The following is a 24,732-nucleotide window of genomic DNA, read 5'->3' as shown; positions in this document are numbered from 1 at the left end:
CACGCTCAACGTACGACCGGGTCAGTCATTTCGGCCTCGAGCTCCTCGCGCCTGATGGCGCCTTCCCAGTCGCCGGGATGCCGACACACGGCAGCACCCGTCTTGACCGCGGTCGCCAGGCATTCCGAGACGGATCGCCCCTGAACCAGCTCTGCCAGATATCCGGCGACGAAGGCATCGCCCGCGCCGACCGTGTCGACGACATCGACGGGTACGGCGTCCATCCGCGCTCGTTCTGATCCGGCCCGGGCGAGAGCTCCCTGCTCTCCGAGCTTGAGCACGACGACTGACGGGCCCAGATCGGCGAGCGCGTCGACGATGTCCCACGGATCAGCGGCCCGGTCGCCCACCAGCAGCGCCGCCTCGTCGAGGCCGGCGAACAGTACGTCGCTCCGTGCGGCGAGCTTGCGATACACCGGTGCGGCCGCCTCGCTGCTCCAGAGCCGCGATCGGTGGTTGACGTCGAACGAGATCGTGAGCCTGGCGTCGTCTGCACGTCGTAAGGCCTCGTGCACGGTGGCCGATGCCGAGTCGGAAAGGGCTGGCGTGACTCCGGTGATGTGCAGTACGCCGAACCGTGACCAGTCCACGCCATCGAGGTCTGTCGGGCGCAGCCTGCTGCCAGCACTCCCGGCCCGGTGATAGGTGACCAGCGTGCGGCCGAGCGCGTCACGTTCCTTGAGGAGCAGTCCAGTGGGGTGGTCCTCGGTCGGTGCGACGACGTTCACGCCTTCGGCTCGCAGCTCGCGGACCACGCGACGCCCCAACCCGTCGGAGCCGACTCGCCCGAGCCAGGTGACGTCTGTCCCGAGGCGGGCCAGGCCGATGGCGACATTCAGCTCGGCGCCGCCGACCCCCACACCGACGTGGGCAGTCGTCTCGAAGGCCTCGGACGTACGGATGACGCCGAGTCCCTCGCCGAGAGTGAGGACCTGTTTCATGACGCGGCCAGCGTGGAGACGGTGGTCCGCGCGAGACGTTCGATCGCCTCGAAGTCGCCGGAGAGCAGTGCCGACCGAGGTGTCAGCCAACTGCCGCTGACCGCCGCGACGGAGGGCTCGGCGAGGTAGTCGGCCGCGTTGTCCAACGTGACCCCGCCACTTGGCACGAACCTGACGTCAGGGAACGGACCGGCGAGCGCCTTCAGGAGCTCCGGACCACCCATGGCGGCGACGGGGAAGACCTTGAGCAGGGACAGGCCGAGCGCGACGGCTTGCTGCACCTCCGTCGCCGTGGCCACGCCGGGAATCGCCGTGACCTCGCGGGCAGCGGCACGGGCCGCGACGTCGCGGTCGAGACCGGGACTGATGATGAACTGGGCGCCGGCGTCGACGCATTCGTCGACCTGCTGCGCCGTCAGCACCGTGCCTGCACCGACGAGGAAGCCGTCGACCTTGGCTGCCTCGCGAATCGCCTCGATGCCCGCGGGCGTACGCAGGGTGATCTCGGCGCAGCCGATGCCGCCGGCCAGGAGCGCCTCGGCCATGGGCCGGGCCGCGCTGGGATCGTCGATGACGACGACCGGAACGATGCGGAGCCGCGACAGCTGCTCGGCGACGCTGCTCATCGCGCCAACCAGCCACCGTCGACAGGCAGGACGATGCCGCTCACGTAGTCCGAAGCCGGTGAGGCCAGGAACACCGCGGCGCCGGCAAGGTCGTCCGGACGACCCCATCGGCCGGCGGGGATCCGCTCGAGGATGGCGCGCGACCGGTCCTCGTCGTCCTGGAGCGCCTGGGTGTTGTCCGTGGCGATGTAGCCGGGCGCGATCGCGTTGACGGTCACACCCCGGCCGGCCCACTCGTTCGACAGGGCGCGGACCAGGCCCACGAGCCCCGACTTCGCTGCGGCGTAGCCGGGGACGTTGATGCCGCCCTGGAAGCTCAACAGGCTGGCGGTGAAGATGATCTTGCCGGCGCCCCGATCGAGCATCCCCCGTCCCACCGCCTGGCTCAGTGCGAACTGGCTGGACAGGTCCACCTCGAGAACCCGGTCCCAGGACTCCAGGGAGTGCTCGGCGGCCGGTGCTCGTTCGATCGTGCCGGCGTTGTTCACGAGGATGTCGATGTCCCGATCGGCGAGCTCCGCGCCCAGCGCTTCCACGGCCGCTCGGTCGGAGAAGTCGACCGCCTTGGCCTCGAAACGCCTCCCGTGCTTCTCGACCGCGGCGGCCGCTGCGCTCCCGTGGGGCTCCATCGTGGCGCTGACGCCGATGATGTCTGCGCCCGCGGCGGCCAGGGCATCAGCGAAGGCTAGGCCGATGCCGCGCCTGGCGCCGGTCACGACCGCGAGTCGGCCGGTCAGGTCGAACGGGCCGGTCACAGCGGCGCCCCCTCGCGTACGGCCACGAGCATCTTCATCGCGGTGCCGGCTTCGAGGCGGGCGAATGCCTTCGCGGTGGCTTCCAGCGGGACGACGTCCGTGATCAGCTGATCGGCCGGGATGACGCCGTCGACGATGAGCTGGATCGCCTGGTCGAAGTCCTGGCGTTCGTACACGCGCGCTCCGAGGATCCTCAGCTCGCGCCAGAAGACGCGCTGGAGGTCCACGGGACGTGGCGTCGGGTGGATGGCGACCACGACGATCGTGCCGCGTACCTTGGCCAACCCGGTCGCCGCCTCGACCGCGGCCGCGGCGCCGGAGACCTCGAACACGACGTCCGCGCCCGCACCCTTCGTCCATTCGGTGACGGCGGCCTCGACGTCGACCTCGGTGGGGTTGAGCGTGCGGAAACCGAGCGCCGCCGCCTGCATCAGCCGGGTCGGGTCGACCTCCGAGACGTACACCTCAGCACCGGCGTGACGTGCCACGGTGGCGATCAGCACCCCGATCGGTCCGCCGCCGAGGACCACGACCTTGTCGGTCGCCGACAGCTCCGACCTGCGTACGTCGTGCACGGCGACGGCCACCGGCTCGACCAGAGCCGCATGCCGCAGGGATGCGTCGTCCGGCAGTCGTACGACGACGTGCTCGGGCACGGTCCAGAGCTCCTGGAGCGAGCCGGGGGAGTCGATGCCGATGAAGTTGAGCTGGTAGCAGAGGTGCTGGTGGCCCGCCTGGCAGGCCGGGCACGTCCCGTCCCAGTCGAGCGGCATCACGGTCACCCGATCGCCCGGCGAGACCGACGTGACGTCCCACCCGACCGCGGCCACCGTGCCGCTCATCTCGTGACCGAACACCAACGGTCGTTCAACCCTGCTGTCCATGTTGCCGTGCACGATGTGCAGGTCCGTGCCACACAGGCCCGTGTAGGCCACCTGGATCTGGACCTCGTCCCTGCCGGGTGGTCTCGCGTCGACGCGTTCCGTACGGACCGTGCCGTCGCCGACATACTGAGCTGCGCGCAAACGGATCTCATCCCTTCGACCGGTGTCGAGTGGTCACCGGGAGGTCGGTTGATAGGTAATACATCATACCTTACACTGAGACAGTTCGACTTTGTCGACGCCGATTTCGCCAACGAATGAAAGTGGTCGCCATGAATCGACGCGAATACCGCCGCGGCGGCTCGTTGACCGAGATCGGCATGGGGAGCGCCCAGCTCGGCAACCTCTTCGTGGAGACGACCGACGAGGAGTCGTTCGCCGCGGTGGATGCGGCGTGGCAGGCGGGCATCCGCTACTTCGACACCGCGCCTCACTACGGTCTTGGCCTCTCGGAGCGTCGCCTCGGTCGCGCCTTGTCGAGCCGGCCCCGCGAGGAGTACGTCATCTCCAGCAAGGTCGGACGGCTGCTCGTCGACTCCCCGGAGACGGCAGATCAGCAAGACGACGACGGCTTCGTCGTCCCGGCGGCGACCAAGAGGGTCTTCGACTTCACCCGGGACGGCGTCCTGGAGTCGGTCGAGTCCAGCCTCGAACGGCTGGGCCTCGACCGGCTCGACATCGCCTATCTGCATGATCCCGACGACCACTGGGAGGCGGCGTCGACGACCGGCATCGACGCGTTGGTCGAGCTCCGGGACCAGGGTGTCGTCGGCGCGATCGGTGCCGGCATGAATCAGTCCGCGATGCTCGCCGAGTTCGTTCGGCGTACGGACGTCGACATCATGATGGTCGCGGGTCGCTACTCCCTGCTGGATCAGTCGGCGGCGGATGACCTCCTGCCGATCGCCGCGGAACGCGGCGTCAGCGTCGTGGCGGCCGCGGTCTACAACTCCGGCATCCTCAGCACCTCGACCGTCCCGGATGACGCGCACTTCGACTACGGCGTTGCGCCCCCTGATGTCCTGGCACAGGCGCGACGGATTCAGGAGGTTTGCGCGAGCTTCGGGGTGGACCTTCCGGCGGCTGCGGTCCAGTTCCCGCTCCGGCGGCCCGAGGTCGTCTCGGTCGTGCTGGGCATACGCACGGCGGCGCACGCGATCTCCTCGGTCGAGAGGGCGACGGCGTCGATTCCCGACGAGTTCTGGACCGCGCTGACCGAGCAAGGGCTGGTCCGCGGATGATGCCGCGGCGCGCCGCAGCGGGCTGTCACCCTCATCTGCGCTGGTGGGCGCGATGATAGGACGTATGAGGTCATGCGAGACCGAATGTCGCACGACGTCGAAAAGCCCCATGGAGAACTGGAGTCAGCACGCATGAGTGGTCTAGGTCAGATCAAGGATCTGCAGGCACCCGAGAGCCGGGAGCGGCCGGCAGACATGCTGATGCGCGCCATCGTCGACTCGATCGTCGCCGGCCGCTACGAGGCCGAGCAGGTGCTGCCTCCGGAGGCGGCGCTGGCTGAGCACTTCGGCGTGAGCCGCACGATAGTAAGAGAGTCGATGAAGCGGCTGACCGAAAAGGGCCTCGTCATGGTCCAACAGGGCCGCGGGACACTCGTCCAGCCGCACTCGAGCTGGAACGTCCTGGATCCCGTGGTGCTCAGCGCGATCATCGCCCATGACGAGCAGCTGCACACGCTCGACGAGCTCACCCTGGTGAGGGGCTCGTTGGAAGGCGTCATGGCCGCCCAGGCTGCGGAGCGGGCCAGCGAGGAGGGGCGGGCCGAGCTCGCCGCTGCGCTGGATCGGATGATCGCGCTCACGGACGACTACGCCCAGTTCAGCGAGGCCGACGCCGAGTTCCATCGCACCGTGATGGACCTGTCGGAGAACTTCCTGGCGAGCAACATCGCCTACACGCTCTACAGCCGCGCCCGCTCGTTCGCCCGGTTCGAGGGCGATCCGCCGAGCGACGCGATCGATCGTACGGTCGACCAGCACCGCGCGGTCTACGAGGCGATCGCCGCCGGCAAGGTCGAAGAGGCGCAGAAGGCCATGACTGAGCACATCGTGGACGCCTGGGAACGCCGCAACCCGGCTCGCCGCTCCTAATCACCTGCTGCGGGCTCGCCTCATCTGAAGAAAAGTGATCCGGTTCACACAAACCTCTTGCGCAAACATCACACGTATGATGTGCTATCTCTGCTGCCGACCACGGCAGTCCTGTGACAGTGGAGGAATGAATGAACCGCATCCAACCTCGCCGGATGGTTTGGCAGATCGGCCTGCTCGGGGTCCTGAGCGTGACCGCAGTGGCCGTCCTCTCGGGATGCTCCAGCAGCAGCAGCGACAGCTCGGACGAAGGCCGCGGCTTTGCCGAGGCCAAGCAGGACAAGGCCAGTGCCATCACGGTGTGGGTCGATGCCACGCGAGTCCCGGCCGTGAAGGCGTTCGAGAAGGCCAACCCGTCGATCAAGGTCAAGACCGTCACGTATGACGGCTCGGCCAACGGGTCGAACTCGTTCAAGACGAAGATGGCGCTCTACGACCGGGCCGGCAAGGGCTGGCCGGACGTGGTGTTCTCGTCCCAGAACAACGATGCCTCCTGGGCGACCCGGGGGGTCGGAGGCAAGCAGCCGTTCGCGGCCCGGCTCGACAAGGGCCTGGTTCCGTCCGACGTCTTGTCCGGCTTCGCCAAGGGCTCACTCAACCCGTGCACGGTTGACGACGGTGTCTACTGCCTGCGCAACGACCTGGCGCAGACCGTGCTCTGGTACGACGACTCGCTCCTGAAGAAGTTCGGCTACACCGTGCCCAAGACCTGGGAGGAGTACCAGGCACTGGGGGAGAAGGTTGCCAAGGAGCACCCCGGCTACATCGTCGGCTCCGTCGGCGACACGTGGACTCCGGAGGTCTTCATGTGGTCGAGCAAGTGCCAGGCGAACGATGTGACCGGCGCGCGCGCCGTGACCGTCAAGACCGACTCGACCGAGTGCGAGCGTGCAGCATCGATGCTCGACACACTCGTGTCGAACAAGACGCTGACGAAGTTGAGCGTCTTCACTCCCGACTTCGTGAAGACCTACACCGGCAAGGTCCTCCTGATGCCCGGCCCGGCGTGGTTCGCCGGCGCGATCTTCAACAACCCGGAGTCCCTCAACGTGCCCAAGGGCCGGCTGGGTGTGGCTGCTCCGCTCGCGTGGGACGGTGACTCCGCAGTGGCCGGCAACGTCGGCGGCGGTACGTGGTTCATCTCGAGTCACTCCAAGAACCTGGCCAACGCCGCCAAGTTCGCCGAGTTCGTGACGACGGACGACGCGTACCAGGTGGAGCTCGGCCCCGGATACCCCGCGTACTCGGCGGCTGCCGACAAGTGGGTCAGCAAGCAGGAGTCGTCCGGCTACTACGCATCGGATCTGTCCGGGCTCACCGAGGCCGCTGGCCTGGTCTGGGACGGCTGGGGATTCCCGTCCTTCAGCCAGGAGGCGATCTGGGCGAAGACCATGACGCCGCTGGTGTCCGCAGGCAAGTCGATCGAGGAGAATCTTGGAACCTGGGATTCGGCGATCGAGAACCAGGCGAAGGTCAACGGTTACAAGGTCAATGACTGAAATGACCACCATCACGCGGTCGGCCGGCTCGGAGACCCCGAGCCGGCCGGCGGCCGGTGACGACAACGGAATCCCGAAGGAGGCCGTGCGAGTGAACAGGGTTCGCAAGGGCCGGAAGCGGTCGATCGGCGCAGTGTTCGTGGCACCGTACGCGGTGTTCATGCTGGCGTTCGGCGTGATGCCCGCGCTGTATGCGATCTATCTGGCGGTGACCGATGCCGATGGCGGGTTCGCCCCGACCGCCAACTTCTCGAAGGTGATCGACGACTTCAGGTTCTTCGCCGCGGCGCGTCACGTCGCGTTCTTCCTCGTGATCTGGCTGGCCGCCCTCCTCGTGCTGGTCGTTTTCCTCGCGATCGTCGTCCACGCCATCCGGGCTCGCTGGCTCAGCGGGAGCGCCCGCCTGTTCTTCTACCTTCCCGGAGCGCTGGCCGGTGCCTCGAGCGTCATGCTGTGGCTCTTCGTGCTCGATCCGGTCGCCAGTCCTGCTGGCCCCTTGCTGCGCGCGTTGGGCTGGGACAGCTTCACCAACGTCATCCAGCCCAGCCACCTGCCGCTGATCTTCGCGATCATCGCGTTTTGGACCGGCGCCGGCGGCTGGATCATCGTGATGTACGGCGCGCTCAACAACATCTCGACCGAGATCATGGAGGCCGCACGCATCGATGGCGCCAACGCGTTCCAGACCGCGATCCACATCCAGCTGCCGCTGCTGCGCAAGTGGATCGCCTACATGGCGGTGCTGTCACTTGCCGCCGGAACCCAGCTGTTCGTCGAGCCCTCCTTGCTGTCCCAGGCCAGCAACGCGGTCGTACCGAATGACTACTCGCTCAACCAGCTCGCCTATCAGTACGCGTTCGACCTGAACGACTTCAACGGGTCAGCGGCGATCTCCGTCATGCTGCTCATCGTCGCCCTGCTGTTGTCGGCCGTGTTCGTCGCCAAGGGCGGCCTGTTCGAGACCGAGGACGTATGAGTACGGCAACGGCGGCCGGCACGGGTCGCGCCATCCAGTCCCGTCGTACCGCGAAGCTCACCGGGTGGAGCGGCCGGTCGATGATCGGGCTCGTCCTGGTGGTCGCCACGCTGTTCTTCATCGTCCCGCTGGTCTGGCTGCTCATCGCGGCGACCAAGACCGAGCACCAGCTCGCGGTGGAGTCACCGTTCGCGATCGGCTCGTGGGACACGTTCACCTCCAACGTGCGTCAGCTGTTCGACTTCCAGTCCGGCGCCGTCGTCGGCTGGCTGCGCAACTCGGCGTACTACTCGATCGTCGCGCTGGTGATCACGCTCGCAATCTCGATCCCTGCGGGCTACGCACTCGCGCTGACGGAGTTCCGTTTTCGCCGCGTCCTGATGGTGACGACGCTCGTGGTGATGCTGATGCCGAACACCGCACTGGTGCTCCCGGTGTTCCTCGAGATGAACGAGGTGGGCCTGGTCGGTCAGCCGTTGTCGGTGATCCTGCCGTTCTCGTTCTACCCGTTCGGCGTCTACCTGACCTACATCTACTTCTCGACCAGCATCCCCAGGAACCTGCTCGCCGCAGCGCGCCTGGACGGCTGCAACGAGGTGCAGGTGTTCGCCCGGATCGCGCTACCGCTGGCCACGCCAGTCGTCGCCCTCGTGGCGTTCTTCAGCTTCGTGCAGAACTGGAACAACTACTTCCTGCCGTTCGTGATGCTGCCGTCGAGCGACAGCTATCCCATGCAGGTCGGACTGTCGACGCTCTTGTCGTCGACGCCCGCCTTCAACCCCAGTGCGGCGGGGTCGGAATCGATGCACCTGCCAGCCCTCGCGCTGGCGACCATCGTGTCGATGCTGCCGGTGCTGATCCTGTTCCTCTTCTCGCAGCGCTTCCTCGTGGCGGGCATGACGGCCGGAGGGGTCAAGGAATGAAGATCACCGGCTATCGCGAGCTCACGACCCAGTACGAATGGCATCGTCCGGTCGGGGACGTCAATGGTGTGAGCGTGGGGACCCGCACCGCGGTGCACGTCCTGGTCCTCACCACCGACGAGGGTTATGAGGGCATCAGCGTCGGCCCCTCGAGCCGTCCGGACCTTGCACGGGTCTTCCCGGCGATCGAGGGAGAGGACCCGCGCGGCGTCACGGCCCTGTACGACCGGATGTTGGCGTACGTGTTCAAGTCCGGACACACCGGAAGTGTGTTCGCGTCGATCGGAGCCTTCGACGACGCCCTCTGGGATCTCAAGGCGAAGATGGCCGGTGAGCCGCTCTGGCGGATGCTCGGCGGCCGCTCGCGATACGTACCCGGATATGCGTCCGGCCTCGAGTTCGGCCTGACCGACGACGAGGTGCACGCGCTCTACGAACAGTTCGCTGCCGCCGGCTTCGCCCAGGCAAAGCTCAAGGGCGGTCGCAACGTCGAGGACGACATACGCCGGCTCCGCCTGGTGCGCGACGTCCTCACCCGCAACTCCTCGCAACCGGCCATGATGTTCGACGCGAACGAGTCGTGGCATCGCTCGCAAGCGGTTCGCCACATCCGGCGCATCGAGGCCGAGGTCGACCTCACCTGGGTGGAGGAACCCGTACGTCGCTGGGACGCCCACGGGCTTGCGGAGGTACGCCGGAGCGTCGCGACAGGCATCGCCACCGGCGAGAACCTGACCGGGCTCGAGCAGTATCGCTCCCTGTTCGACGCCGAGGCCGTCGATGTCGTGCAGTTCAACAGCGGCTGGGGCACCACCAACGCCCTCCGGGTCGCCGTGGCGGCGCACGCGCACGACCTCCCGGTGAGCCCGATCGGATTCACCTCGGTCATCGCCCACGCCGCGAGCACGATGCCGAACCACCTGACCACCGAGGTGCAGGACCTCGGACAGCCCATCGGCGTGCACATCGACCAGGAGATCGCCGACGGAGGCATCGTGCTGGGCAACGAGCCCGGAGCGGGCATCACGCTCGACGAAGGCATGATCGAGCAGCTGCCCGTGGGTCAGGGTTGGACGACACCCGCGGGACCTCACGTCCGGCCGGAGCGGGCCGGACTTCGCCTCCTGCCGGGGGAGTCGGGCAATCCCGACGACCCGAGGTGGCTGGGAGCATGAGGGAGCCGTTGCGGGTCTGCCAGACGACCGAGCTGCGTCCGGAGATGCGCGAGCGCTATCTCGAGCTCCACGCCGCCGTCTGGCCCACCGTGGAGGCCGGGATCCGGTCCGCACACATCGAGAACTACTCGATCTTCGTGCGCGGCAACACGCTCGTGGGCTACTTCGAGTACGTCGGTGACGACCTCGACGCTGATCTGGCGGTGCTGGACGACGATCCGGAGATGCAGCGGTGGTTGGCGCTGACCGATCCGTGCCAGGTGGACCCGGAACCTGGCGAGCCTGGCGGCCCGTGGCGTGACCTCACACTGGCCTGGCACCTCGCTGCCGGTTAGTCAGCCGAGCTCGATCCCGTACGTACGAGCAGCGTTGGTTCGGAGCACGAGCTCCTGCTCTTCGTCTGACAGGCCGAACGACGTCGCCACGTGCTGGAACCACGCGTCGTACGGCTCGCCGGCCCGTCGCGAAACGGGCCAGTCGCTGCCCACCATGCAGCGACCGGGCCCGAATGCCTCCAGGGCCGCGCTGACGAAGGGGTCTGCATCCTCGATCGAGTGGGCTGACTCGACGCCGGAGAGCTTGATCAGTGTGTTGGGCTCGCGAGCCAGCTGCGAGAGGTCGGCCAGCCATTGCGTCGTGGCCTGGCTGTCCCAGGGCTCGTCGAGTGACGGCTTGCCGAGGTGGTCGATGACCAGCACCGTTTCAGGGGCCTGGCGGCGTAGGCGCAGCAGGGCGGGCAGTTGGTGAGCACGTACGCACGCGTCGAACGTCAGGCCGGCCTCAGCGACGGCGGACAACCCGGCTGCGACTGATGCGTCGTCGAAGAAGTCGGCCGGCTCGTCCTGCAACAGTCGGCGCACGCCGGTGACCTTGTCGCCACTCAGCAGCTCGAGGCTGGCGCCAACACCGGTGCCGCGCTCGATCGGGAGGAACGCCACGACGGCCTTGATGGCCGGGCCGCCTTCGTGCAGCTCCGACGCCCAGGCTGCCTCTGCGGGCCCTTCCGCGGCTGCGCGATCCGCCTCCACGAAGACCGCGCCCAGGCAGTCCGCGCTCTCGTCCGCGACGTCGGCCGGCGTGAACCGTTCGGGGAATGACGTCCCCTCGAGCCACTCGTACGAGAAGAGGCGTCGATCCCAGCAGTGCAGGTGCGTGTCGATGTACGTGGCCACAGCCTGAGACTAGACATTGGATGTTTGATCCGTCAAGATACGGCGATAGCGCTTAGCCCGCACGACAACCGCCTCAAAGATCGAATGTTTCGCGAAGGAATCTGATGAAGTTTGCACGGCTCGGCCCCTTGGGTCACGAGATCCCTGTCGTCCTTGCTGATGACCGTGTCCTGGATATCTCCTCGGTCACCGAGGACATCGACGAATCCTTCTGGGAGTCGGACGGAGTCTCGAAGGTGCGATCGGCCCTCGCCGACGGCACCCTTCCAGTCGTCCCCGACGCCGACACGCTTCGCGTGGGCTCGCCGATCGCGAAGCCCGGCACGATCGTGTGCATCGGCATGAACTACGCCGCGCACGCTGCAGAGTCTGGGTCAGAGCCGCCGAGCATTCCCGTCCTGTTCTTCAAGGCCGCCAACACGATCGCCGGCCCGAACGACACCGTCACGATTCCGCGGGGCAGCGAGAAGACCGACTGGGAGGTCGAGCTCGGCATCGTGATCGGCCGCCGGGCGTCCTACCTCGACTCGGTGGAGGAGAGCCTCGAGCACGTCGCGGGATTCGTGCTGGCCAACGACCTGTCGGAGCGGGCATTCCAGCTCGAACAGTCAGGCGGGCAGTGGAGCAAGGGCAAGATCGCACCCGGGTTCAGCCCGCTCGGGCCATGGGTCGTCACCCCGGACGAGGTCGACCACCAGGACCTCCGGCTGCGCAGCTGGGTCAACGGAGAGCCGCGCCAGGACTCCTCGACGGCCGACCTGATCTTCGACGTGGCCCACATCGTCCACCACCTGAGCCAGTACATGGTCCTCGACGCCGGCGATGTGGTCCTGACCGGTACGCCCGAAGGTGTCGCGCTGTCGGGCCGGTTCCCCTATCTCGCGCCCGGCGACGTCGTCGAGCTCGAGATCGACGGTCTCGGCCGTCAACGCCAGGACGTCGTCGCATACGAGGCGGCGCGATGAGCGCGCTGGAGTTCGAGGGCCTGACGGCGATCGTCACCGGTGGCGCGAGCGGGATCGGCGCCGCCATCGCGTCGGAGCTCCGCGACCGCGGTGCGTCAGTCGCGATCCTCGACCTGGACCCGAGCGGCGCCCCCGAGGGAACCCTCGCCGTGGAGGCGAATGTGAGCTCTGATGACAGCGTCCGTGCGGCGATCGAGGTCGTCGTGAGCACCCTGGGTCGCATCGACATCGTCGTCAACAACGCCGGCATCGGGGCCAAGGGCACCGTCGAGGACAACGCCGATGCGGAGTGGCAGCGCGTGTTCGACGTCAACGTGTTCGGCGTCGTGCGCACCACGCGCGCCGCACTTCCATACCTCCGTCGTTCGCCGAGTCCCGCGATCGTGAACGTCTCGTCGATCGCCGCGACCGCCGGGCTGCCCGAGCGTGCGCTCTACTCGGCGACCAAGGGAGCCGTCCACGCCCTCACGTTGGCGATGGCCGCCGACCACGTCCGCGAAGGGATCAGGATCAACGCCGTCAATCCGGGGACGGTCGAGACCCATTTCGTCACGATGCTGCTGGAGAAGGCCGACGACCCGGTGGCCGAACGAGCGGCGATGACGGCGCGCCAGCCGCACGGCCGCCTGGTCAGCCCCGCAGAGGTCGCGCACGCGGTGGCCTATCTCGCCAGCCCGCTCGCCGGCTCGACCACCGGAACGACGCTGGCGGTGGACGGCGGCATGGCAGGCTTGCGAACCCGCCCGTCCAGCTGAGAAGGGAGCGAGATGGCACTGACCGACGACGCGATATCGAAGATCAAGAACATGATCCTCGACGGTCGGCTCAAGCCCGGTGACCGGCTGCCCCGCGAGGCTGACCTCGCCGAGCAGCTCGGCATCTCCCGCGGATCCTTGCGTGAGGCCGTGCGGGCGCTCTCGATGATCCGCATCCTCGACGTGCGCCGCGGCGACGGCACGTACGTGACCAGCCTCGAACCCGAGCTGCTGCTGGAGACGTTGACCTTCGTCATCGACTTTCATCAGGACTCCGACATCCTCGACCTGTTCGAGGTCCGCCGGGCGCTCGAGCCGCTGGCCGCCGAGAAGGCTGCGCTCCTCATGCCCGCCGAGGAAGCCGCCGACCTGCTCGCCCTGGTGGACTCGATCAGCGCCGAGGACTCCGTCGATGCGTGGGTCGCCAATGACATGGAGTTCCACCACCGGATCGCGGTCGCCGCGGACAACTCCGTGCTGTGCCTGCTCGCCGACAGCGTTGCCGCCCGTACGCACCAGGCCCGCATCTGGCGTGGCGTGACGCAGCAGGACTCCTTCGAGCAGACGCGCCGCGAGCACCGCGCGATCGCGCTGGCGATCGCGGAGCGGCAGGCCAGTGTCGCTGCGGCGTGTTCGTTGGCCCACGTCGCCGGAATCGAGGGCTGGTTGCGCCGCAGCCTCGGCGGCGTCCAGTCCTGACCCCTTGGTGGGCAACCCCGGACGAGGGGTGGGCTTGTCATGCCCTGAAGCGATCCCTTATTGTTAATGGAAATCATTCCCAATAAGGAAAGCGACCCTCATGCACCTTGTACGACGATCTCGGGTGGCGCTCGCAGCCATCATCGCGGCGCTGGCCCTCGGCGCCGCGGCTTGCGGGGGCAGCAGCAGCGACGACGCTGTCAACGTGGCCTCCAGCGACGAGCCGACCGGCCAGCTGACCGGTCCCAGGCTCGTCATGACGTACGACGGGGGAGTGCGCGTCCTCGAGCGCGACACCCTCAAGACGGTCGCGGACTTCCCGATGAAGGGATTCCTGCGGGTCAACAAGGCCGGCGACGAGCGCCATGTCTTCGTGTCGACCGAGACCGACGGATTCCGGCTGCTCGACACCGGGGTGAAGATCGAGTCGCACGGCGATCACTCGCACTACCTGCCCCAGGGCAAGCCGGCACTCGGAGCGTCGTTCGAGGCGCCGGAGCCCGGACACGTCACGGTGCATGACGGCAAGACGGTGCTGTGGAGCGACGGAGCCGGTACGGCCCAGGTGCTCAACTCCGCCGACCCGACCAAGGTGATCAGCACCTACAAGGCGGCCAGCCCGCACCACGGCGTCGCGGTCGAGCTCGATGACGGCATGCTGGTCACCGAGGGCACCGCCGACGCGCGCAACGGCGCCAAGGTCGTACGGCTCGGCAAGGAGATCGCCAGCAGCAACGACTGCCCGGGCGTGCACGGCGAGGCGACGGCCGGCAACGGTGCGGCGGTGATCGGCTGCGAGGACGGCGTCCTGGTCTATCGCGACGGCAAGTTCACCAAGCTCGACAGCCCCGACGCGTACGGGCGCATCGGCAACCAGGCCGGGTCGCCGTCGTCGCCGATCGTGCTGGGGGACTACAAGGTCGACAAAGATGCCGAGCTCGAGCGTCCTGAGCGCATCACGCTGATCAACACCGAGACCAAGAAGCTCAAGATCGTCGACCTCGGGACGAGCTACTCGTTCCGCTCGCTGGGGCGTGGCGCGGCGGGCGAGGCACTCGTGCTGGGCACGGATGGATCGCTGCACGTGCTCGACGCCAAGGACGGCAGCACGCTGTCGACGATCAAGGTCGTCAAGCCGTGGAGCGAACCCGTCGACTGGCACCAGCCACGCCCGACGCTGTCCGTCAGCGGCGACACCGCGTGGGTCACCGAGCCGGCGACCTCGACGGTGCACGTCATCAACATTCCGTCCGGAAAGGTCACCGACAGCGTGTCACTTGATGTCGTACCGAATGAGATCACGTCAGGCTGACACTGATTCATCGTCCTGAAGCCGGGGTAAGACCTCGTTGCGGCGCACCCGTCGCACCACGCAACACGAAAGAGGGAGCCTCATGGAGATCATCGGCGTGATCGTGGCAGGCATCATCATCGGCCTGCTCGGAAAGTTCGTCGCTCCGGGCGACAAGGACAACATCCCGATCTGGCTGACAATTCTGTGCGGTATCGGTGGTGTGGTCATCGGCTGGTACATCTACACGGCAGCCGGAGGTGACGGCAGCAACGGTGTGGACTGGGTCCGCTGGATCGTCGCCATCGTAGTCTCGGCGGTCCTGGTGATGATCGCCTCGGCGGTGACCGGTCGCAGCAAGTCGCGCATCTAGTCAGGGATGAGCGAGAGGGACCCCGGCCACCCGGCCGGGGTCCTTCGCGTGTGCGCGGTTGCCGGCTCGATCGATGGGTATGCCACCGCCATGAGCAAGCTGATGGCAGCGGGAGCCTTCGCGACGGGATACGTCTTGGGTGCGAAGGCGGGACGCGAGAGGTATGAGGAGATCAAGCGGGCGTTCGGCAAGGTCACGGCCGACCCGCACATCAAGGAGTTCGTGATCAAGGTCGAGGAACGGGCGATGAACCACTACAACAACGCCTCGCACAACGGCGACGGCGTGTCGCCCCACCGCTCCGAAAGCACCTGATCGGCACCCCAGCGCACCTAGACTGAGCATCGCCGCCACCGGGGGAGACCCATGCTCAAGATCATCAGCATCATCGTGTCGCTGCTGGCCCTCATCGGGCCGGCCCAGGCCGACATCGTCAGTGACGACCACTATTACGCCAACCAGACCCCGTACGGTGATCCTGCGGCGACGTCGATCCGGACGCCGCCGGCCGGGTACGAGCTGGTGTTCCTCGAGAACGTCGGCCGGCACGGCTCGCGGAGCCAGACCAGCAACGACAGCGAGCAGCGGGCCCTCGCCGTGTGGAGCGCCGCGGCCAAGAAGGGCCAGCTGACGACCAACGGCAAGCTGTTCGACGACGACCTCAAGAAGTTCCAGGCGGCCGAGACCTCGATCGGATACGCACGCCTCAGCGCCCTCGGTCGCAAGGAGTGGACCGGCATCGGTCGACGCACGGCCGCGAACTATCCCGCCTTCTTCGCCAAGGCGGCCGCCAGCGGTGACGACATCGTCTTCAAGACGACGAGCCTCTATCGCACCAAGCAGAGTGCGGCGGCGCTGCGCAGCGGCCTCGACGCCGCGGTCCCCGGGCTCGACCTCAAGCCCCACGTCGTCGACGACCGGATGCGCATCTCCAGCGGCGCCACCACCAAGGGCAACGCCTCGATCGCGAGCGTGATGCGCCGCACCGACGTCCGTACGGCCGCGCGCCACCTGCTGCGCCGGCTATACACCGCGAAGTACGTCGACAGCCTCAGCAACCCGGTGGACAAGGCGCTCGACGTCTACGGGCTCTACGCCATCTCCGCGGGCATGCGAACCGAGACCTCGGTGACGTTCAGCCGCTACGTGTTGCTCGCCGACGCACGAGTGCTGGGTTATGCCAAGGACGCGCAGAACTTCTACCGCTACGGCCCCGGCGTCAAGGGCGAGACCAGCTCGTACCGGCAGGCCCGCCCTGTGCTCACGGACTTCTTCAGCCAGCTCGACCAGCGGCTCGCCGGCGGTGGCACGGCGGCGGTGTTCCGCCTCGCCCACGGTGAGACCACGATGCCGTTCGCGGCGCTGACCAGGATGGCGGGCAGCCGGAAGCAGGCCTCGGCCAGCACCCCGTACTCGTACAGCAACAACCTGTGGCGCGGCTACGTCGCCGGGCGGATGGCCGGCAACATCGAGTGGGCGGCCTACCGCAACGCGAGCGGTGGGGTGCTCGTGACGATGCGTTACAACGAGCAGCCCGTGCGGATGGACAGCAGGTGCACGCCGTCTAGCTACGACCCGTACTTCTACCGCGTCAGCGCCCTCAAGGCCTGCCTGCTCTGAGCCATGACCTCCGACATCGCGATCGACGAGCGGCTGGCGTACGCAATCGAGCACCGACGGCAGCTCGAGATCCGGTACGTCGTCGGGCCGCAGTCGCGTGGCGTGCGCGTGATCAACCCTCATGTCGTGTTCACAGCTCCGACGGGCGCGCTGTCGCTGCACGCGGTGCAGGTGGGCGGCTTCTCGTCGTCCGGCCTGGCTGAGCCGGCGTGGCGGGCGTTCGACCTGTCACGGGTGTGGGTCACGAAGCTCCTGGACAGCACGTTCGCCGTCGACGACGAGATGAACCTCGCCAACCATGACCTCTACGCCGAGATTCACCTCGCGGTGGAGAGCTAGCATCACGTCATGCGGCCGCTTCGCTATTCCATCAACGTCACGCTCGACGGCTGCGTCGATCACCGTGAGAGCTTCGCCGATGAAGAGCTGCATCGTCACGCGATGGAAAGCCTCGCCCGGGCCGACGCGCTGATCTTTGGGCGGGTGACCTACCAGATGATGGAGGAAGCCTTTCGGCTGTCGACGCGGACGGTGGAGATGCCTGCGTGGACCGACCCCTTCGCCGAGACGATCGACGCGAAGAAGAAGTACGTCGTCTCGAGCACCCTGAATCAGGTGGACTGGAATGCCGAGCTCCTGCGCGGCGACCTCAAGACCGCAGTCGAGGAGCTGAAGCGGGAGCCTGGCGACGGGCTGTTCGTCGGCGGGGTCCAGCTTCCGCTGGCGTTGGCCGAGCTCGGGCTGATCGATGAGTACGAATTCGTCGTGCATCCCGCGGTTGTGGGCCACGGTCCGACGCTGTTCGCGGGACTGTCGAAGCGGCTCGACCTGAAGCTCGTGAGCCGGCTGGAGTACGCCTCCGGCGCGGTGGCCATGCGCTACGAGCCCACGAAGTGATTGTTGTACGAAATACATACCAAGACGTACGATTGGTGCATGGCAACCAAGTCGATCTCAGAAGCACGCGACGCGCTGCCGGCCGTCGTGGCGACGGCGCAGACCGAGGCGGTCATACTCGAACGCTACGGCCGCCGTGCCGCGGTTCTGATCAGCCCCGAACGCTATGACGAATTGATGGATGCTCTCGAGGAAGTGGAGGACATCCAGGCGTTCGACGAGGCGATGGCGGAGATCGGTCCAACGATCCCATGGGATCAGGTCAAGGCGGACCTCGGCTGGTCGTGAGCCCTTACCGCATCGAGTTCCGTCCCGCGGCGGTCCGCGCCCTCCGCAAGCTTGATCCTCCGATGGCGAAACGGCTCCATGGTGCCATCGTGCTGCTGGCAGAAGACCCGCGTCCGCCGGCGTCCCGTCCCCTCACTGGCCGGCCGGGCTACCGGGTAAGAATTGGTGACTACCGCGTGATCTACGCGATCGACGACGGGGTACTCCTGATCGTGGTGGTTACTGTCGGGCACCGCCGAGAGGTGTATCGCTAGCCTTCGGACTACTTCCGTAGGCGTACGAGGTCAGCGAGCGCGGCATCGGACAACTCGGTGAGCGCTCCCTCGCCACCGTTGACGACCGCGTCGGCGAGCGAGCGCTTGGAGCGGATCAGCTCGGCGATCGACTCCTCGATCGTGCCCTCGCTGATGAGCCGGTGCACCTGGACGTTCTTGGTCTGCCCGATGCGGTGTGCGCGGTCGGTGGCCTGGTCCTCGACGGCGGGGTTCCACCAGCGGTCGTAGTGGATGACGTGGTCGGCCTTGGTCAGGTTGAGGCCGACGCCGGCAGCCTTGAGCGACAGCACGAAGACCGGGATCTCGCCGCTCTGGAACTTGTGCACCATCTTCTCGCGCGCGCGTACGGTCGTGGCGCCGTGGAGGAACTGGTGGCCGATCTTCTTCTCCTCCAGGTGCCGTGTCAGCAGCCGGCCCATCTGGGCGTACTGGGTGAACACCAGCGTCGCTCCGTCCTCGGCGACGATCTCCTCGACCAGCTCGTCGAACACGCCGAGCTTGCCGGAGCGGCCCGTGATTCGGCTGTCGGGGTCGCGGAGGAACTGCGCCGGGTGGTTGCAGATCTGCTTGAGCTGGGTCAGCAGCTTGACCACCAGGCCGCGGCGCTGGATGCCCTGGGCGTTCTCGATCTGCGCCATCGTGCTGCGGACGACCGCCTCGTAGAGCCCGACCTGTTCGCGGGTCAGGTTAATGCGGTGGTCGGTCTCGATCTTGGGCGGCAGCTCGGGCGCGATGCCGGGATCGGACTTGCGGCGGCGCAGCACGAACGGGCGGATGAGCTGCGAGAGGCCGGTGGCCTTGCCGGAGTCGCGGCGCGACTCGATCGCGCGCGACCAGGTGTTGCGGAACTGCTGGTAGGTGCCGAGGAGGCCCGGCGTCGTCCAGTCGAGGATCGACCACAGCTCGGAGAGGTTGTTCTCGACCGGTGTGCCGGTCAGCGCCAGGCGCGCCTCGGCGGGGATGCCGCGGATCGCCTGGGCCGTACGTGCGTGCGGGTTCTTGATGTTCTGCGCCTCGTCGGCGACGACCAGGCCCCAGCCTGGCTGGTGCTCGGACAGCTCGATCGCGTCGGAGCGCATCGTGGCGTAGGTCGTCACGAGGAATCCGTCATTGACGCCGTCGAGTCGCCGCTTGGGGCCGTGATAGCGGCGGACGTTGACGCCCGGCGCGAACCGCTTGATCTCACGCTCCCAGTTGCCCAGCACGGATGCCGGGCACACCACGAGCGTCGGCGCCGAGGAGATCGCGGTGCGCTGCAGGTGCAGGGCGATCAGCATGACGGTCTTGCCGAGGCCCATGTCGTCGGCGAGGATGCCGCCGAGCCCGAGGTCGACGAGCTGCGTCATCCAGCGCAGGCCCTGCAGCTGGTAGTCGCGCAGCGTCCCGTCGAGCCCGTCAGGCTGCACCGCCGGGGCGATGTCGCGGTCTTGCACGGCGAGCCGCCTACGTACGTCCTCGAGCCAGCCGACGGTGTCGACCTCGGTCATCCGCCCGTCGATCTCGAGCTCGCCGGTGACGGTCGCCCTCAGGGCCTCGAGCGGGGAGATCTCGCGCGTACGCCGTTCCAGCACCCGTTGCAGCCGTGACTTGTCGACGAAGACCCACCGGTCCCGCAGCCGCAGCAAGCCGGTCTGGGACTGCGCGAGCTGGTCGAGCTCGGCGGCCGTCAGCACGTCGTCGCCGAGGGCAACCTGCCAGTCGAACGAGAACAGCTGGCCCTGGGTGAACGCTGACGGGCGATCTGTGCGCGGCAGCTCGTCACGGCGTACGACCGCGGACGTCGACAGCTCGCGGATGAGCTCGGGCGGCCAGCGGATCTCGATGCGGTTGGCCATCAGCGTCGGCGCGAGCGCGCGATCGCCGAGGCGTGCCAGCTCGTCGGGGCTGACGGTCGCCGCACCGCGGGTGTGCGGGTCGCGCAGGCGCTCGGCGGGGGACCACCACGGCTCGAGCCGGCGCAGCATCGCGGAGGTCGGCTCCTTGGCGTCCTGGGCAAGCGGGTGCGACGCGTTGCCGGCGAACATGTCGCCGGCGTCGAACGCCGCCCACGAACCGGAGCGCGGCTGCACCCTCAGGCGTACGACGGCGGCCTGCTCGGCGGTGGGCTGCTCGAGGAACGACACCATCAGCGTCCACGAGAACGTCGTCTCGCGCTGGCGCGGCTGGGCAGCCTGCGGCGAGACGTACGCCTGGCGTTGCGGGGTCGACGCGGCAGCGGGGGCGTCGACAGCGAGGGCCTTCAGGAACGCGTTGATCGTCGCCTGGCCGCGGCCGGCGTTGCTGTCGATCGCGGAGGCGGCGCTCTGCAGCTGGTTGAGCTCTGTCGAGTCCGGGGAGCCGAGCGCACCACGCGCCATGATGCGCAACGCGAGGATCGCGGGCGTCGCCCAAGCGCGTACGGACGGATCGGCGGACATGACACGGATGCCCTGGCTCAGCGCCCCGATCGACTCGTTGGCGGTGGCCGCGTGATCACCGTCCGGCGCATGGAATACGAAGCGCGAATCCGCCGGATCCTCGCCTGCGACGAACTCCACGGGGAAGCGCAAAAGCCGGCGCAGATCCGTGGACGTAGGCATCCCTCCATTGTCGCTCACCCCTCCAACTTGCAGTCATGGGGCTACCCGTTTGGGGATGGCGCTTCGGCGGTTCGAAGGTCCGAACTTCCGACCGAGCCAGTCCGAACGAGTCATTTCTCGATCAGTTTCGGCGTTCTCCACTTTGTCCTCGAAAGTCTCCGTAATCTCGCCCCGAGGGAGATGAGACATGTCGAACACAGAATGGAAATGGAACGCCGCTCCGGGGTGGCCAGAGGCACCACAAGGGTGGGTCCCACCGGATGGGTGGAGCCCAGATCCGGGCTGGCCGCCGGCGCCGGATGGGTGGCAGTTCTGGCTGCCGCAGGACGAGGCGGAACCCGTGATGGAGGAGGCATTGACCGCGCCCCTCGATGCGGTCGCGCCGTCGACAGAACCTGCCACTCCTGCGTCGGTCGGCGACAGGGCGCGATCGCAGTCTGCGCTTCCTGAAATTGAGAACTATCCAGGCTTCGTCACCGAGGCGAAAGCCAAGCGCTCTCGATGGCTCGGCAAGACCAGCATCGGGGTGGCATCGGGCTTGGCAGGCTTGGTCATCGGGTTGGCGAGTGCCGGGGACACCGAAGCAGCGAAGGACGAGGCCAAAGCCGAGGCCAATAAGGCCGCTCAGGCCAAGATTGCCCTCATTCGGGACCAAACAGATGAGCGTGTTGACGAGGCAAAGCAGGAAGCGCTGGCTAACGAGCAAGCGGCGATCGACGAGGCAGTGACGGCTGCGGTCGACGAGGAGAAGGCGCGCCGGTCCAAGCTGATCAAGCAGGCTGTAGCGGAAGCGGTCAAGGAGACCAAGGCCGATCTGAAGACGTCGGCTGAGCCGAAGACGCTGGTGTCGCAGACTGATCCACGCTTCGACACCTGTGGTGCGGCGAATGCAGCTGGCTACGGAAACTACCGGCGCGGCTCCGATCCCGAGTATGAGTGGTACGACGACCGCGACAACGACGGCGTCGTATGCGAGTAGCAGCGTGAGGATCTCGTTTCGGGCTGCTCCTGGCGTACGACTGTCGGCATCTCCACGTGGTGTTCGCGCGGGTCTTGGTCCCAGGGTGGCGCGCATTCACGTGGGAACCGGCCGACCCGGAGTCTCGACCGGAGTCGGTCCTGTCAGTTTCTATTCCTCCATTGGAGGGGGGACGCGCCGCAGCGCGTTGAGCGGCGTCACAGCGTCGACGCAGCGACTCAGCGGTTCGCAGAAAGCCCTTGAGGCGGAGCGTCTCCAAAGTGTGATCGAGTCCGTGTTCGCGATCCATCAACAGACATTCACTTCTGTCGAAGCACCAGTGGCACCCGACCCTGTGTTGCCCGACTTCCGAGACATCCTCACGGCTGCCCAGAAACAGGCATTGGCGCCGATCCGTATCACGGCGATGAAGGAGCGGGCAGCTGCCCGTGCTGTGGCGTATGGCGCTGCGTGTGCACACGCAACTGGCCTCATGCAGCAGGCAGCGGGCATGAAGTTGTCCTATCAGCATGAGCTCGACGATCAATGGGCTAGGTTGCAGGCGAACGACCCCAATCTGGTGCTCTCGACGCTCGCCGAAGCGTTTGCGGACAACCAAGCACCATCAAGTGCGATTGCGATACGCGGTGAGGCAGTCTCGATCGTGGTCGTCGTCCCCGATCTCGGCATCCTGCCCGAGCGGTATCCAACGATGACTGACGCCGGCAACCTTTCGGTGAAGAAGATGACCAAGACGATGCGGAATGAGCTCTACATGGAGCTGCTCGCCGGGCACGCGGTCGTCACAGTTCGCGAGGCGTTCGCGGTCGCGCCCGGCCTCGGAACGGCAACTGCACTCCTTGTTCGACGTGGGCCGAGTGGGCCGGAGCCCCTAGTCATGTTCGAAACCAGCAGGACAAGACTCGATCGGGCTGAGGGCGAGACTGCGGTGGCCGTCGCCGTCAACGCTTCGTCGTCACTGGACATGAAGACTCGCGGTGCCGCGAAAGACCTTCAACGGTTGGATCTAGCACATCCTCGCTTCTCGCATTTCGAAAAGTTCGTCAGCACCCTCCGGCTCTAGCCGTCGTTGACAACCGGAGGAGCCGTACGAACTCATCACCAGCGGCCTCCCGTAGACCGGTGAGTACTTGGCTCTGGCATCGTGGGGGAGTGATGATCGGACGAGTGTTCGCGGTGGCGGCGATGCTCGTGGTCGCGGCGTGCACGAGCGACGACCCGGACGATGAGGTCACTGCCTCACCCGTGACGTTGCCGACGGTCTCCACCGCGCCGGACGCCTTTCCTGGCACGCAGTGGCATCGCAACGAGCAAGGTGACTGGTCGAAGCTCGACGCCACCCTCGAACGCACGGGCTCGACGTGCGTGGCAGTGATCAAGGACGGCGAGCTCGTCCACGATGCGTACTGGCACGGCGGAACGGAGCACCGCCGCCATCGGGTCTACTCGATCACCAAGTCACTGACGTCGCTGCTGGTCGGCATGGCCGTCGATGACGACCGTCTGGAGATCGAGGGCAACGCGTCCGAGTTGATTGACGAATGGCGGGTCGGGCCGGCCGGAGCCGTGACCGTTCGCGACCTGCTGTCGATGACGTCCGGGCGGCACTGGGACGAGGGCACCGACCGGCGGATGATCCGGGAAGAGGCGGACAAGTCGGCGTATGCGGTTAGCCTCCCTCAGGACGACGAGCCGGGCACGAAGTGGGTCTACGACAACTCGGCCGTGCAGGCGCTGGAGTCCGTGCTCGACGACGTCTACGACACCGACGACGTCCCTGAGATCGCAGAGGATCGCCTGCTCGCACCGCTCGGTATGCGCGACACCGTCTGGACCCGCGACCAGGCCAAGAACGCACTGACGTTCTCTGGCGTCGAGTCGACCTGCCTCGACCTCGCCCGGGTCGGCCACCTGATGCTCAACCGTGGGACGTGGGACGGCACGCGGCTCGTGTCGTCCGACTACGTCGAACAGGTGACGCGTCCGTCGTCGAGGCTCAACGCGGCGTACGGCCTGCTGTGGTGGGTCAACGGCAAGGGCCGCATCGTCGAGGTGCTCCGGCAGGCCGGCTACCCCGACGACAAGCCGGCATACGACGGACAGCTCGCGCCGAGCCTGCCGAACGACGCGTTCTGGGCGTATGGCTACGGTGACCAGTACGTCGCGGTCGTGCCGTCCGAGGGAGTCGTCGCCGTACGCCTGGGTGCCCGGCCCGCGACGCCCGATGCACTGACGTTCGAGGGGTTCACCCACGGAGTCCTCGAAGGGCTGGGAGCCGAATGACCGAGCACGCGTACGACAAGGAGGACCGGGAGGCGGTCTACCGGGTCATCGCCGAGCGCCGCGACATGCGGCACTTCGCGGGTGGCACTGTCGACGAGTCGGTCCTTGCCCGCCTGCTGTCGGCGGCCCACCAGGCTCCGAGTGTTGGCCTGATGCAGCCCTGGCGCATCGTGCGGGTCACCGATCGCGCGCTTCGCCAGTCGCTCCACGACCACGTCGAGGTCGAGCGCCGTCGCACGGCCGAGGCGATGGGGGAGCGCGCCGGCGAGTTCATGCGGCTCAAGGTGCAGGGCATCCTGGACTGCGCCGAGGTGCTGGTGGTGGCACTCGGCGACGATCGCGAACGGCACGTGTTCGGCCGCCGCACGATGCCGCACATGGACCTCGCCTCGGTGTCGTGCGCGATCCAGAACCTCTGGCTCGCCGCCCGCGCCGAGGGGCTCGGAATGGGTTGGGTGTCGTTGTTCGTTCCCGACGAGGTCGGCGCGCTGATCGGCGCGCCCGAAGGTGCCGAGCCGGTCGCGATCCTGTGCCTCGGACCTGTCGACGCGTTCTATCCGCGCCCGATGCTCGAGCAGGAGAGCTGGACGTCCGTACGCCCCCTGGACGAGCTGCTGGCCGACAACGTCTGGCCGGGCTGACTGTCCGACCTCGGTGCTTGAGTCG

At 67.2% G+C, this 24,732-nt stretch carries 28 protein-coding genes; 22 read left to right on the top strand and 6 right to left on the bottom strand.

The genetic code is table 11. The features are described 5' to 3' along the window. Positions 1-5 precede the first annotated feature (5 nt). The 4 genes from AC1DVU_RS15125 to AC1DVU_RS15110 are packed head-to-tail and all read right to left on the bottom strand — an operon-like array spanning position 6 to position 3,347. A complete protein-coding gene (locus AC1DVU_RS15125; RefSeq protein WP_476923272.1) occupies positions 6-941 on the bottom strand; it encodes a sugar kinase in 936 nt (311 codons plus the stop codon). Then, the gene (locus AC1DVU_RS15120) at positions 938-1,567 is read right to left on the bottom strand and encodes a bifunctional 4-hydroxy-2-oxoglutarate aldolase/2-dehydro-3-deoxy-phosphogluconate aldolase (protein ID WP_476923271.1); all 630 of its coding nucleotides are present in this window, start codon (positions 1,565-1,567) and stop codon (positions 938-940) included. Before AC1DVU_RS15120 ends, AC1DVU_RS15125 begins: the two co-directional genes overlap by 4 nt. Further along, positions 1,564-2,322: an SDR family oxidoreductase gene (locus AC1DVU_RS15115; protein WP_476923270.1), complete on the bottom strand. Its 759-nt coding sequence runs from the start codon at positions 2,320-2,322 to the stop codon at positions 1,564-1,566. Before AC1DVU_RS15115 ends, AC1DVU_RS15120 begins: the two co-directional genes overlap by 4 nt. Continuing rightward, on the bottom strand, positions 2,319-3,347 hold the full coding sequence (locus AC1DVU_RS15110; RefSeq protein WP_476923269.1) for a zinc-dependent alcohol dehydrogenase: 1,029 nt from the start codon (positions 3,345-3,347) through the stop codon (positions 2,319-2,321). The genes AC1DVU_RS15115 and AC1DVU_RS15110 overlap by 4 nt, the downstream gene beginning before the upstream one ends. A gap of 131 nt (positions 3,348-3,478) precedes the next feature. On the opposite strand from AC1DVU_RS15110, the gene AC1DVU_RS15105 reads away from it, so the two are divergent. The 7 genes from AC1DVU_RS15105 to AC1DVU_RS15075 all read left to right on the top strand — a co-directional run bounded on the left by AC1DVU_RS15105 (position 3,479) and on the right by AC1DVU_RS15075 (position 10,225). Then, complete coding sequence (locus AC1DVU_RS15105) at positions 3,479-4,447, top strand: aldo/keto reductase (protein WP_476923268.1); 969 nt, start codon at positions 3,479-3,481, stop codon at positions 4,445-4,447. 132 nt (positions 4,448-4,579) lie between these two features. Then, positions 4,580-5,317, top strand: a complete 738-nt coding sequence (locus AC1DVU_RS15100) for a FadR/GntR family transcriptional regulator (protein WP_476923267.1) — start codon at positions 4,580-4,582, stop codon at positions 5,315-5,317. Positions 5,318-5,472: 155 nt separating this feature from the next. Further along, positions 5,473-6,816 (top strand): ABC transporter substrate-binding protein, encoded by a 1,344-nt coding sequence (locus tag AC1DVU_RS15095; RefSeq protein ID WP_476923266.1) that lies wholly within the window; start codon positions 5,473-5,475, stop codon positions 6,814-6,816. A 1-nt stretch (position 6,817) separates the two neighbouring features. Beyond that, complete coding sequence (locus tag AC1DVU_RS15090) at positions 6,818-7,792, top strand: carbohydrate ABC transporter permease (RefSeq protein WP_476923265.1); 975 nt, start codon at positions 6,818-6,820, stop codon at positions 7,790-7,792. After that, the gene (locus tag AC1DVU_RS15085; RefSeq protein ID WP_476923264.1) at positions 7,789-8,715 is read left to right on the top strand and encodes a carbohydrate ABC transporter permease; all 927 of its coding nucleotides are present in this window, start codon (positions 7,789-7,791) and stop codon (positions 8,713-8,715) included. The genes AC1DVU_RS15090 and AC1DVU_RS15085 overlap by 4 nt, the downstream gene beginning before the upstream one ends. Beyond that, positions 8,712-9,890, top strand: coding sequence for a mandelate racemase/muconate lactonizing enzyme family protein (locus AC1DVU_RS15080; RefSeq protein ID WP_476923263.1), 1,179 nt, complete (start codon positions 8,712-8,714; stop codon positions 9,888-9,890). The genes AC1DVU_RS15085 and AC1DVU_RS15080 overlap by 4 nt, the downstream gene beginning before the upstream one ends. Beyond that, positions 9,887-10,225 (top strand): L-rhamnose mutarotase, encoded by a 339-nt coding sequence (locus AC1DVU_RS15075; RefSeq protein WP_476923262.1) that lies wholly within the window; start codon positions 9,887-9,889, stop codon positions 10,223-10,225. Before AC1DVU_RS15080 ends, AC1DVU_RS15075 begins: the two co-directional genes overlap by 4 nt. On the opposite strand, the gene AC1DVU_RS15070 is transcribed toward AC1DVU_RS15075, so the two are convergent. Next, a complete protein-coding gene (locus AC1DVU_RS15070) occupies positions 10,226-11,062 on the bottom strand; it encodes an amidohydrolase family protein (RefSeq protein ID WP_476923261.1) in 837 nt (278 codons plus the stop codon). A 104-nt stretch (positions 11,063-11,166) separates the two neighbouring features. Between AC1DVU_RS15070 and AC1DVU_RS15065 the strand changes: the two genes are divergently transcribed. From AC1DVU_RS15065 to AC1DVU_RS15015, 11 genes are all read left to right on the top strand, one after another. After that, positions 11,167-12,027, top strand: coding sequence for a fumarylacetoacetate hydrolase family protein (locus AC1DVU_RS15065; RefSeq protein WP_476923260.1), 861 nt, complete (start codon positions 11,167-11,169; stop codon positions 12,025-12,027). Beyond that, entirely contained in the window at positions 12,024-12,782 is a 759-nt protein-coding gene (locus AC1DVU_RS15060; protein WP_476923259.1) for an SDR family NAD(P)-dependent oxidoreductase, read from the top strand. The genes AC1DVU_RS15065 and AC1DVU_RS15060 overlap by 4 nt, the downstream gene beginning before the upstream one ends. A 12-nt stretch (positions 12,783-12,794) precedes the next feature. Then, positions 12,795-13,481, top strand: a complete 687-nt coding sequence (locus AC1DVU_RS15055; protein ID WP_476923258.1) for a FadR/GntR family transcriptional regulator — start codon at positions 12,795-12,797, stop codon at positions 13,479-13,481. Positions 13,482-13,605: 124 nt separating this feature from the next. Continuing rightward, on the top strand, positions 13,606-14,793 hold the full coding sequence (gene aztD, locus AC1DVU_RS15050) for a zinc metallochaperone AztD (RefSeq protein WP_476923257.1): 1,188 nt from the start codon (positions 13,606-13,608) through the stop codon (positions 14,791-14,793). Positions 14,794-14,875: 82 nt separating this feature from the next. Further along, positions 14,876-15,145 carry a GlsB/YeaQ/YmgE family stress response membrane protein gene (locus AC1DVU_RS15045; protein WP_476923256.1) on the top strand — a complete coding sequence of 90 codons (270 nt, stop codon included), beginning with the start codon at positions 14,876-14,878 and terminating at the stop codon, positions 15,143-15,145. Positions 15,146-15,151: 6 nt separating this feature from the next. After that, a complete protein-coding gene (locus AC1DVU_RS15040; RefSeq protein WP_476923255.1) occupies positions 15,152-15,460 on the top strand; it encodes a hypothetical protein in 309 nt (102 codons plus the stop codon). A gap of 51 nt (positions 15,461-15,511) precedes the next feature. Further along, a complete protein-coding gene (locus tag AC1DVU_RS15035; protein ID WP_476923254.1) occupies positions 15,512-16,765 on the top strand; it encodes a histidine-type phosphatase in 1,254 nt (417 codons plus the stop codon). Positions 16,766-16,768: 3 nt separating this feature from the next. Then, a complete protein-coding gene (locus AC1DVU_RS15030; RefSeq protein WP_476923253.1) occupies positions 16,769-17,104 on the top strand; it encodes a hypothetical protein in 336 nt (111 codons plus the stop codon). Between the two features lie 9 nt (positions 17,105-17,113). Then, on the top strand, positions 17,114-17,662 hold the full coding sequence (locus AC1DVU_RS15025; RefSeq protein ID WP_476923252.1) for a dihydrofolate reductase family protein: 549 nt from the start codon (positions 17,114-17,116) through the stop codon (positions 17,660-17,662). Positions 17,663-17,701: 39 nt separating this feature from the next. Further along, positions 17,702-17,950 (top strand): type II toxin-antitoxin system Phd/YefM family antitoxin, encoded by a 249-nt coding sequence (locus AC1DVU_RS15020; protein WP_476923251.1) that lies wholly within the window; start codon positions 17,702-17,704, stop codon positions 17,948-17,950. Next, positions 17,947-18,204, top strand: a complete 258-nt coding sequence (locus tag AC1DVU_RS15015) for a type II toxin-antitoxin system RelE family toxin (protein ID WP_476923250.1) — start codon at positions 17,947-17,949, stop codon at positions 18,202-18,204. The genes AC1DVU_RS15020 and AC1DVU_RS15015 overlap by 4 nt, the downstream gene beginning before the upstream one ends. Before the next feature lie 8 nt (positions 18,205-18,212). On the opposite strand, the gene AC1DVU_RS15010 is transcribed toward AC1DVU_RS15015, so the two are convergent. Next, positions 18,213-20,804 (bottom strand): DEAD/DEAH box helicase, encoded by a 2,592-nt coding sequence (locus AC1DVU_RS15010; protein WP_476923249.1) that lies wholly within the window; start codon positions 20,802-20,804, stop codon positions 18,213-18,215. 343 nt (positions 20,805-21,147) lie between these two features. Between AC1DVU_RS15010 and AC1DVU_RS15005 the strand changes: the two genes are divergently transcribed. The 4 genes from AC1DVU_RS15005 to bluB all read left to right on the top strand — a co-directional run bounded on the left by AC1DVU_RS15005 (position 21,148) and on the right by bluB (position 24,707). Continuing rightward, the gene (locus AC1DVU_RS15005; protein WP_476923386.1) at positions 21,148-21,783 is read left to right on the top strand and encodes an excalibur calcium-binding domain-containing protein; all 636 of its coding nucleotides are present in this window, start codon (positions 21,148-21,150) and stop codon (positions 21,781-21,783) included. A 262-nt stretch (positions 21,784-22,045) separates the two neighbouring features. Continuing rightward, positions 22,046-22,846, top strand: coding sequence for a hypothetical protein (locus tag AC1DVU_RS15000; RefSeq protein ID WP_476923248.1), 801 nt, complete (start codon positions 22,046-22,048; stop codon positions 22,844-22,846). Between the two features lie 92 nt (positions 22,847-22,938). Beyond that, positions 22,939-24,066, top strand: a complete 1,128-nt coding sequence (locus AC1DVU_RS14995) for a serine hydrolase domain-containing protein (RefSeq protein WP_476923385.1) — start codon at positions 22,939-22,941, stop codon at positions 24,064-24,066. Then, positions 24,063-24,707 carry a 5,6-dimethylbenzimidazole synthase gene (gene bluB / locus AC1DVU_RS14990; RefSeq protein WP_476923247.1) on the top strand — a complete coding sequence of 215 codons (645 nt, stop codon included), beginning with the start codon at positions 24,063-24,065 and terminating at the stop codon, positions 24,705-24,707. Before AC1DVU_RS14995 ends, bluB begins: the two co-directional genes overlap by 4 nt. The last annotated feature ends 25 nt before the right edge of the window (positions 24,708-24,732 follow it).

This window comes from Aeromicrobium sp. P2_G6, from assembly GCF_056403535.1.
The sequence above is the reverse complement of the archived record's forward strand: the minus strand, read 5'-3'. Positions and strand labels throughout refer to the sequence as shown.

Bases quoted from the DNA above. Each gene is read 5' to 3' on its own strand.
- AC1DVU_RS15125 (WP_476923272.1), bottom strand. From the start codon at position 941: ATGAAACAGGTCCTCACTCTCGGCGAGGGACTCGGCGTCATCCGTACG.
- AC1DVU_RS15120 (WP_476923271.1), bottom strand. From the start codon at position 1,567: ATGAGCAGCGTCGCCGAGCAGCTGTCGCGGCTCCGCATCGTTCCGGTC.
- AC1DVU_RS15105 (WP_476923268.1), top strand. From the start codon at position 3,479: ATGAATCGACGCGAATACCGCCGCGGCGGCTCGTTGACCGAGATCGGC.
- AC1DVU_RS15100 (WP_476923267.1), top strand. From the start codon at position 4,580: ATGAGTGGTCTAGGTCAGATCAAGGATCTGCAGGCACCCGAGAGCCGG.
- AC1DVU_RS15095 (WP_476923266.1), top strand. From the start codon at position 5,473: ATGGTTTGGCAGATCGGCCTGCTCGGGGTCCTGAGCGTGACCGCAGTG.
- AC1DVU_RS15090 (WP_476923265.1), top strand. From the start codon at position 6,818: ATGACCACCATCACGCGGTCGGCCGGCTCGGAGACCCCGAGCCGGCCG.
- AC1DVU_RS15085 (WP_476923264.1), top strand. From the start codon at position 7,789: ATGAGTACGGCAACGGCGGCCGGCACGGGTCGCGCCATCCAGTCCCGT.
- AC1DVU_RS15080 (WP_476923263.1), top strand. From the start codon at position 8,712: ATGAAGATCACCGGCTATCGCGAGCTCACGACCCAGTACGAATGGCAT.
- AC1DVU_RS15075 (WP_476923262.1), top strand. From the start codon at position 9,887: ATGAGGGAGCCGTTGCGGGTCTGCCAGACGACCGAGCTGCGTCCGGAG.
- AC1DVU_RS15065 (WP_476923260.1), top strand. From the start codon at position 11,167: ATGAAGTTTGCACGGCTCGGCCCCTTGGGTCACGAGATCCCTGTCGTC.
- AC1DVU_RS15060 (WP_476923259.1), top strand. From the start codon at position 12,024: ATGAGCGCGCTGGAGTTCGAGGGCCTGACGGCGATCGTCACCGGTGGC.
- AC1DVU_RS15055 (WP_476923258.1), top strand. From the start codon at position 12,795: ATGGCACTGACCGACGACGCGATATCGAAGATCAAGAACATGATCCTC.
- AC1DVU_RS15045 (WP_476923256.1), top strand. From the start codon at position 14,876: ATGGAGATCATCGGCGTGATCGTGGCAGGCATCATCATCGGCCTGCTC.
- AC1DVU_RS15040 (WP_476923255.1), top strand. From the start codon at position 15,152: ATGAGCGAGAGGGACCCCGGCCACCCGGCCGGGGTCCTTCGCGTGTGC.
- AC1DVU_RS15035 (WP_476923254.1), top strand. From the start codon at position 15,512: ATGCTCAAGATCATCAGCATCATCGTGTCGCTGCTGGCCCTCATCGGG.
- AC1DVU_RS15030 (WP_476923253.1), top strand. From the start codon at position 16,769: ATGACCTCCGACATCGCGATCGACGAGCGGCTGGCGTACGCAATCGAG.
- AC1DVU_RS15025 (WP_476923252.1), top strand. From the start codon at position 17,114: ATGCGGCCGCTTCGCTATTCCATCAACGTCACGCTCGACGGCTGCGTC.
- AC1DVU_RS15020 (WP_476923251.1), top strand. From the start codon at position 17,702: ATGGCAACCAAGTCGATCTCAGAAGCACGCGACGCGCTGCCGGCCGTC.
- AC1DVU_RS15010 (WP_476923249.1), bottom strand. From the start codon at position 20,804: ATGCCTACGTCCACGGATCTGCGCCGGCTTTTGCGCTTCCCCGTGGAG.
- AC1DVU_RS15005 (WP_476923386.1), top strand. From the start codon at position 21,148: ATGGAGGAGGCATTGACCGCGCCCCTCGATGCGGTCGCGCCGTCGACA.
- AC1DVU_RS14995 (WP_476923385.1), top strand. From the start codon at position 22,939: ATGATCGGACGAGTGTTCGCGGTGGCGGCGATGCTCGTGGTCGCGGCG.
- bluB (WP_476923247.1), top strand. From the start codon at position 24,063: ATGACCGAGCACGCGTACGACAAGGAGGACCGGGAGGCGGTCTACCGG.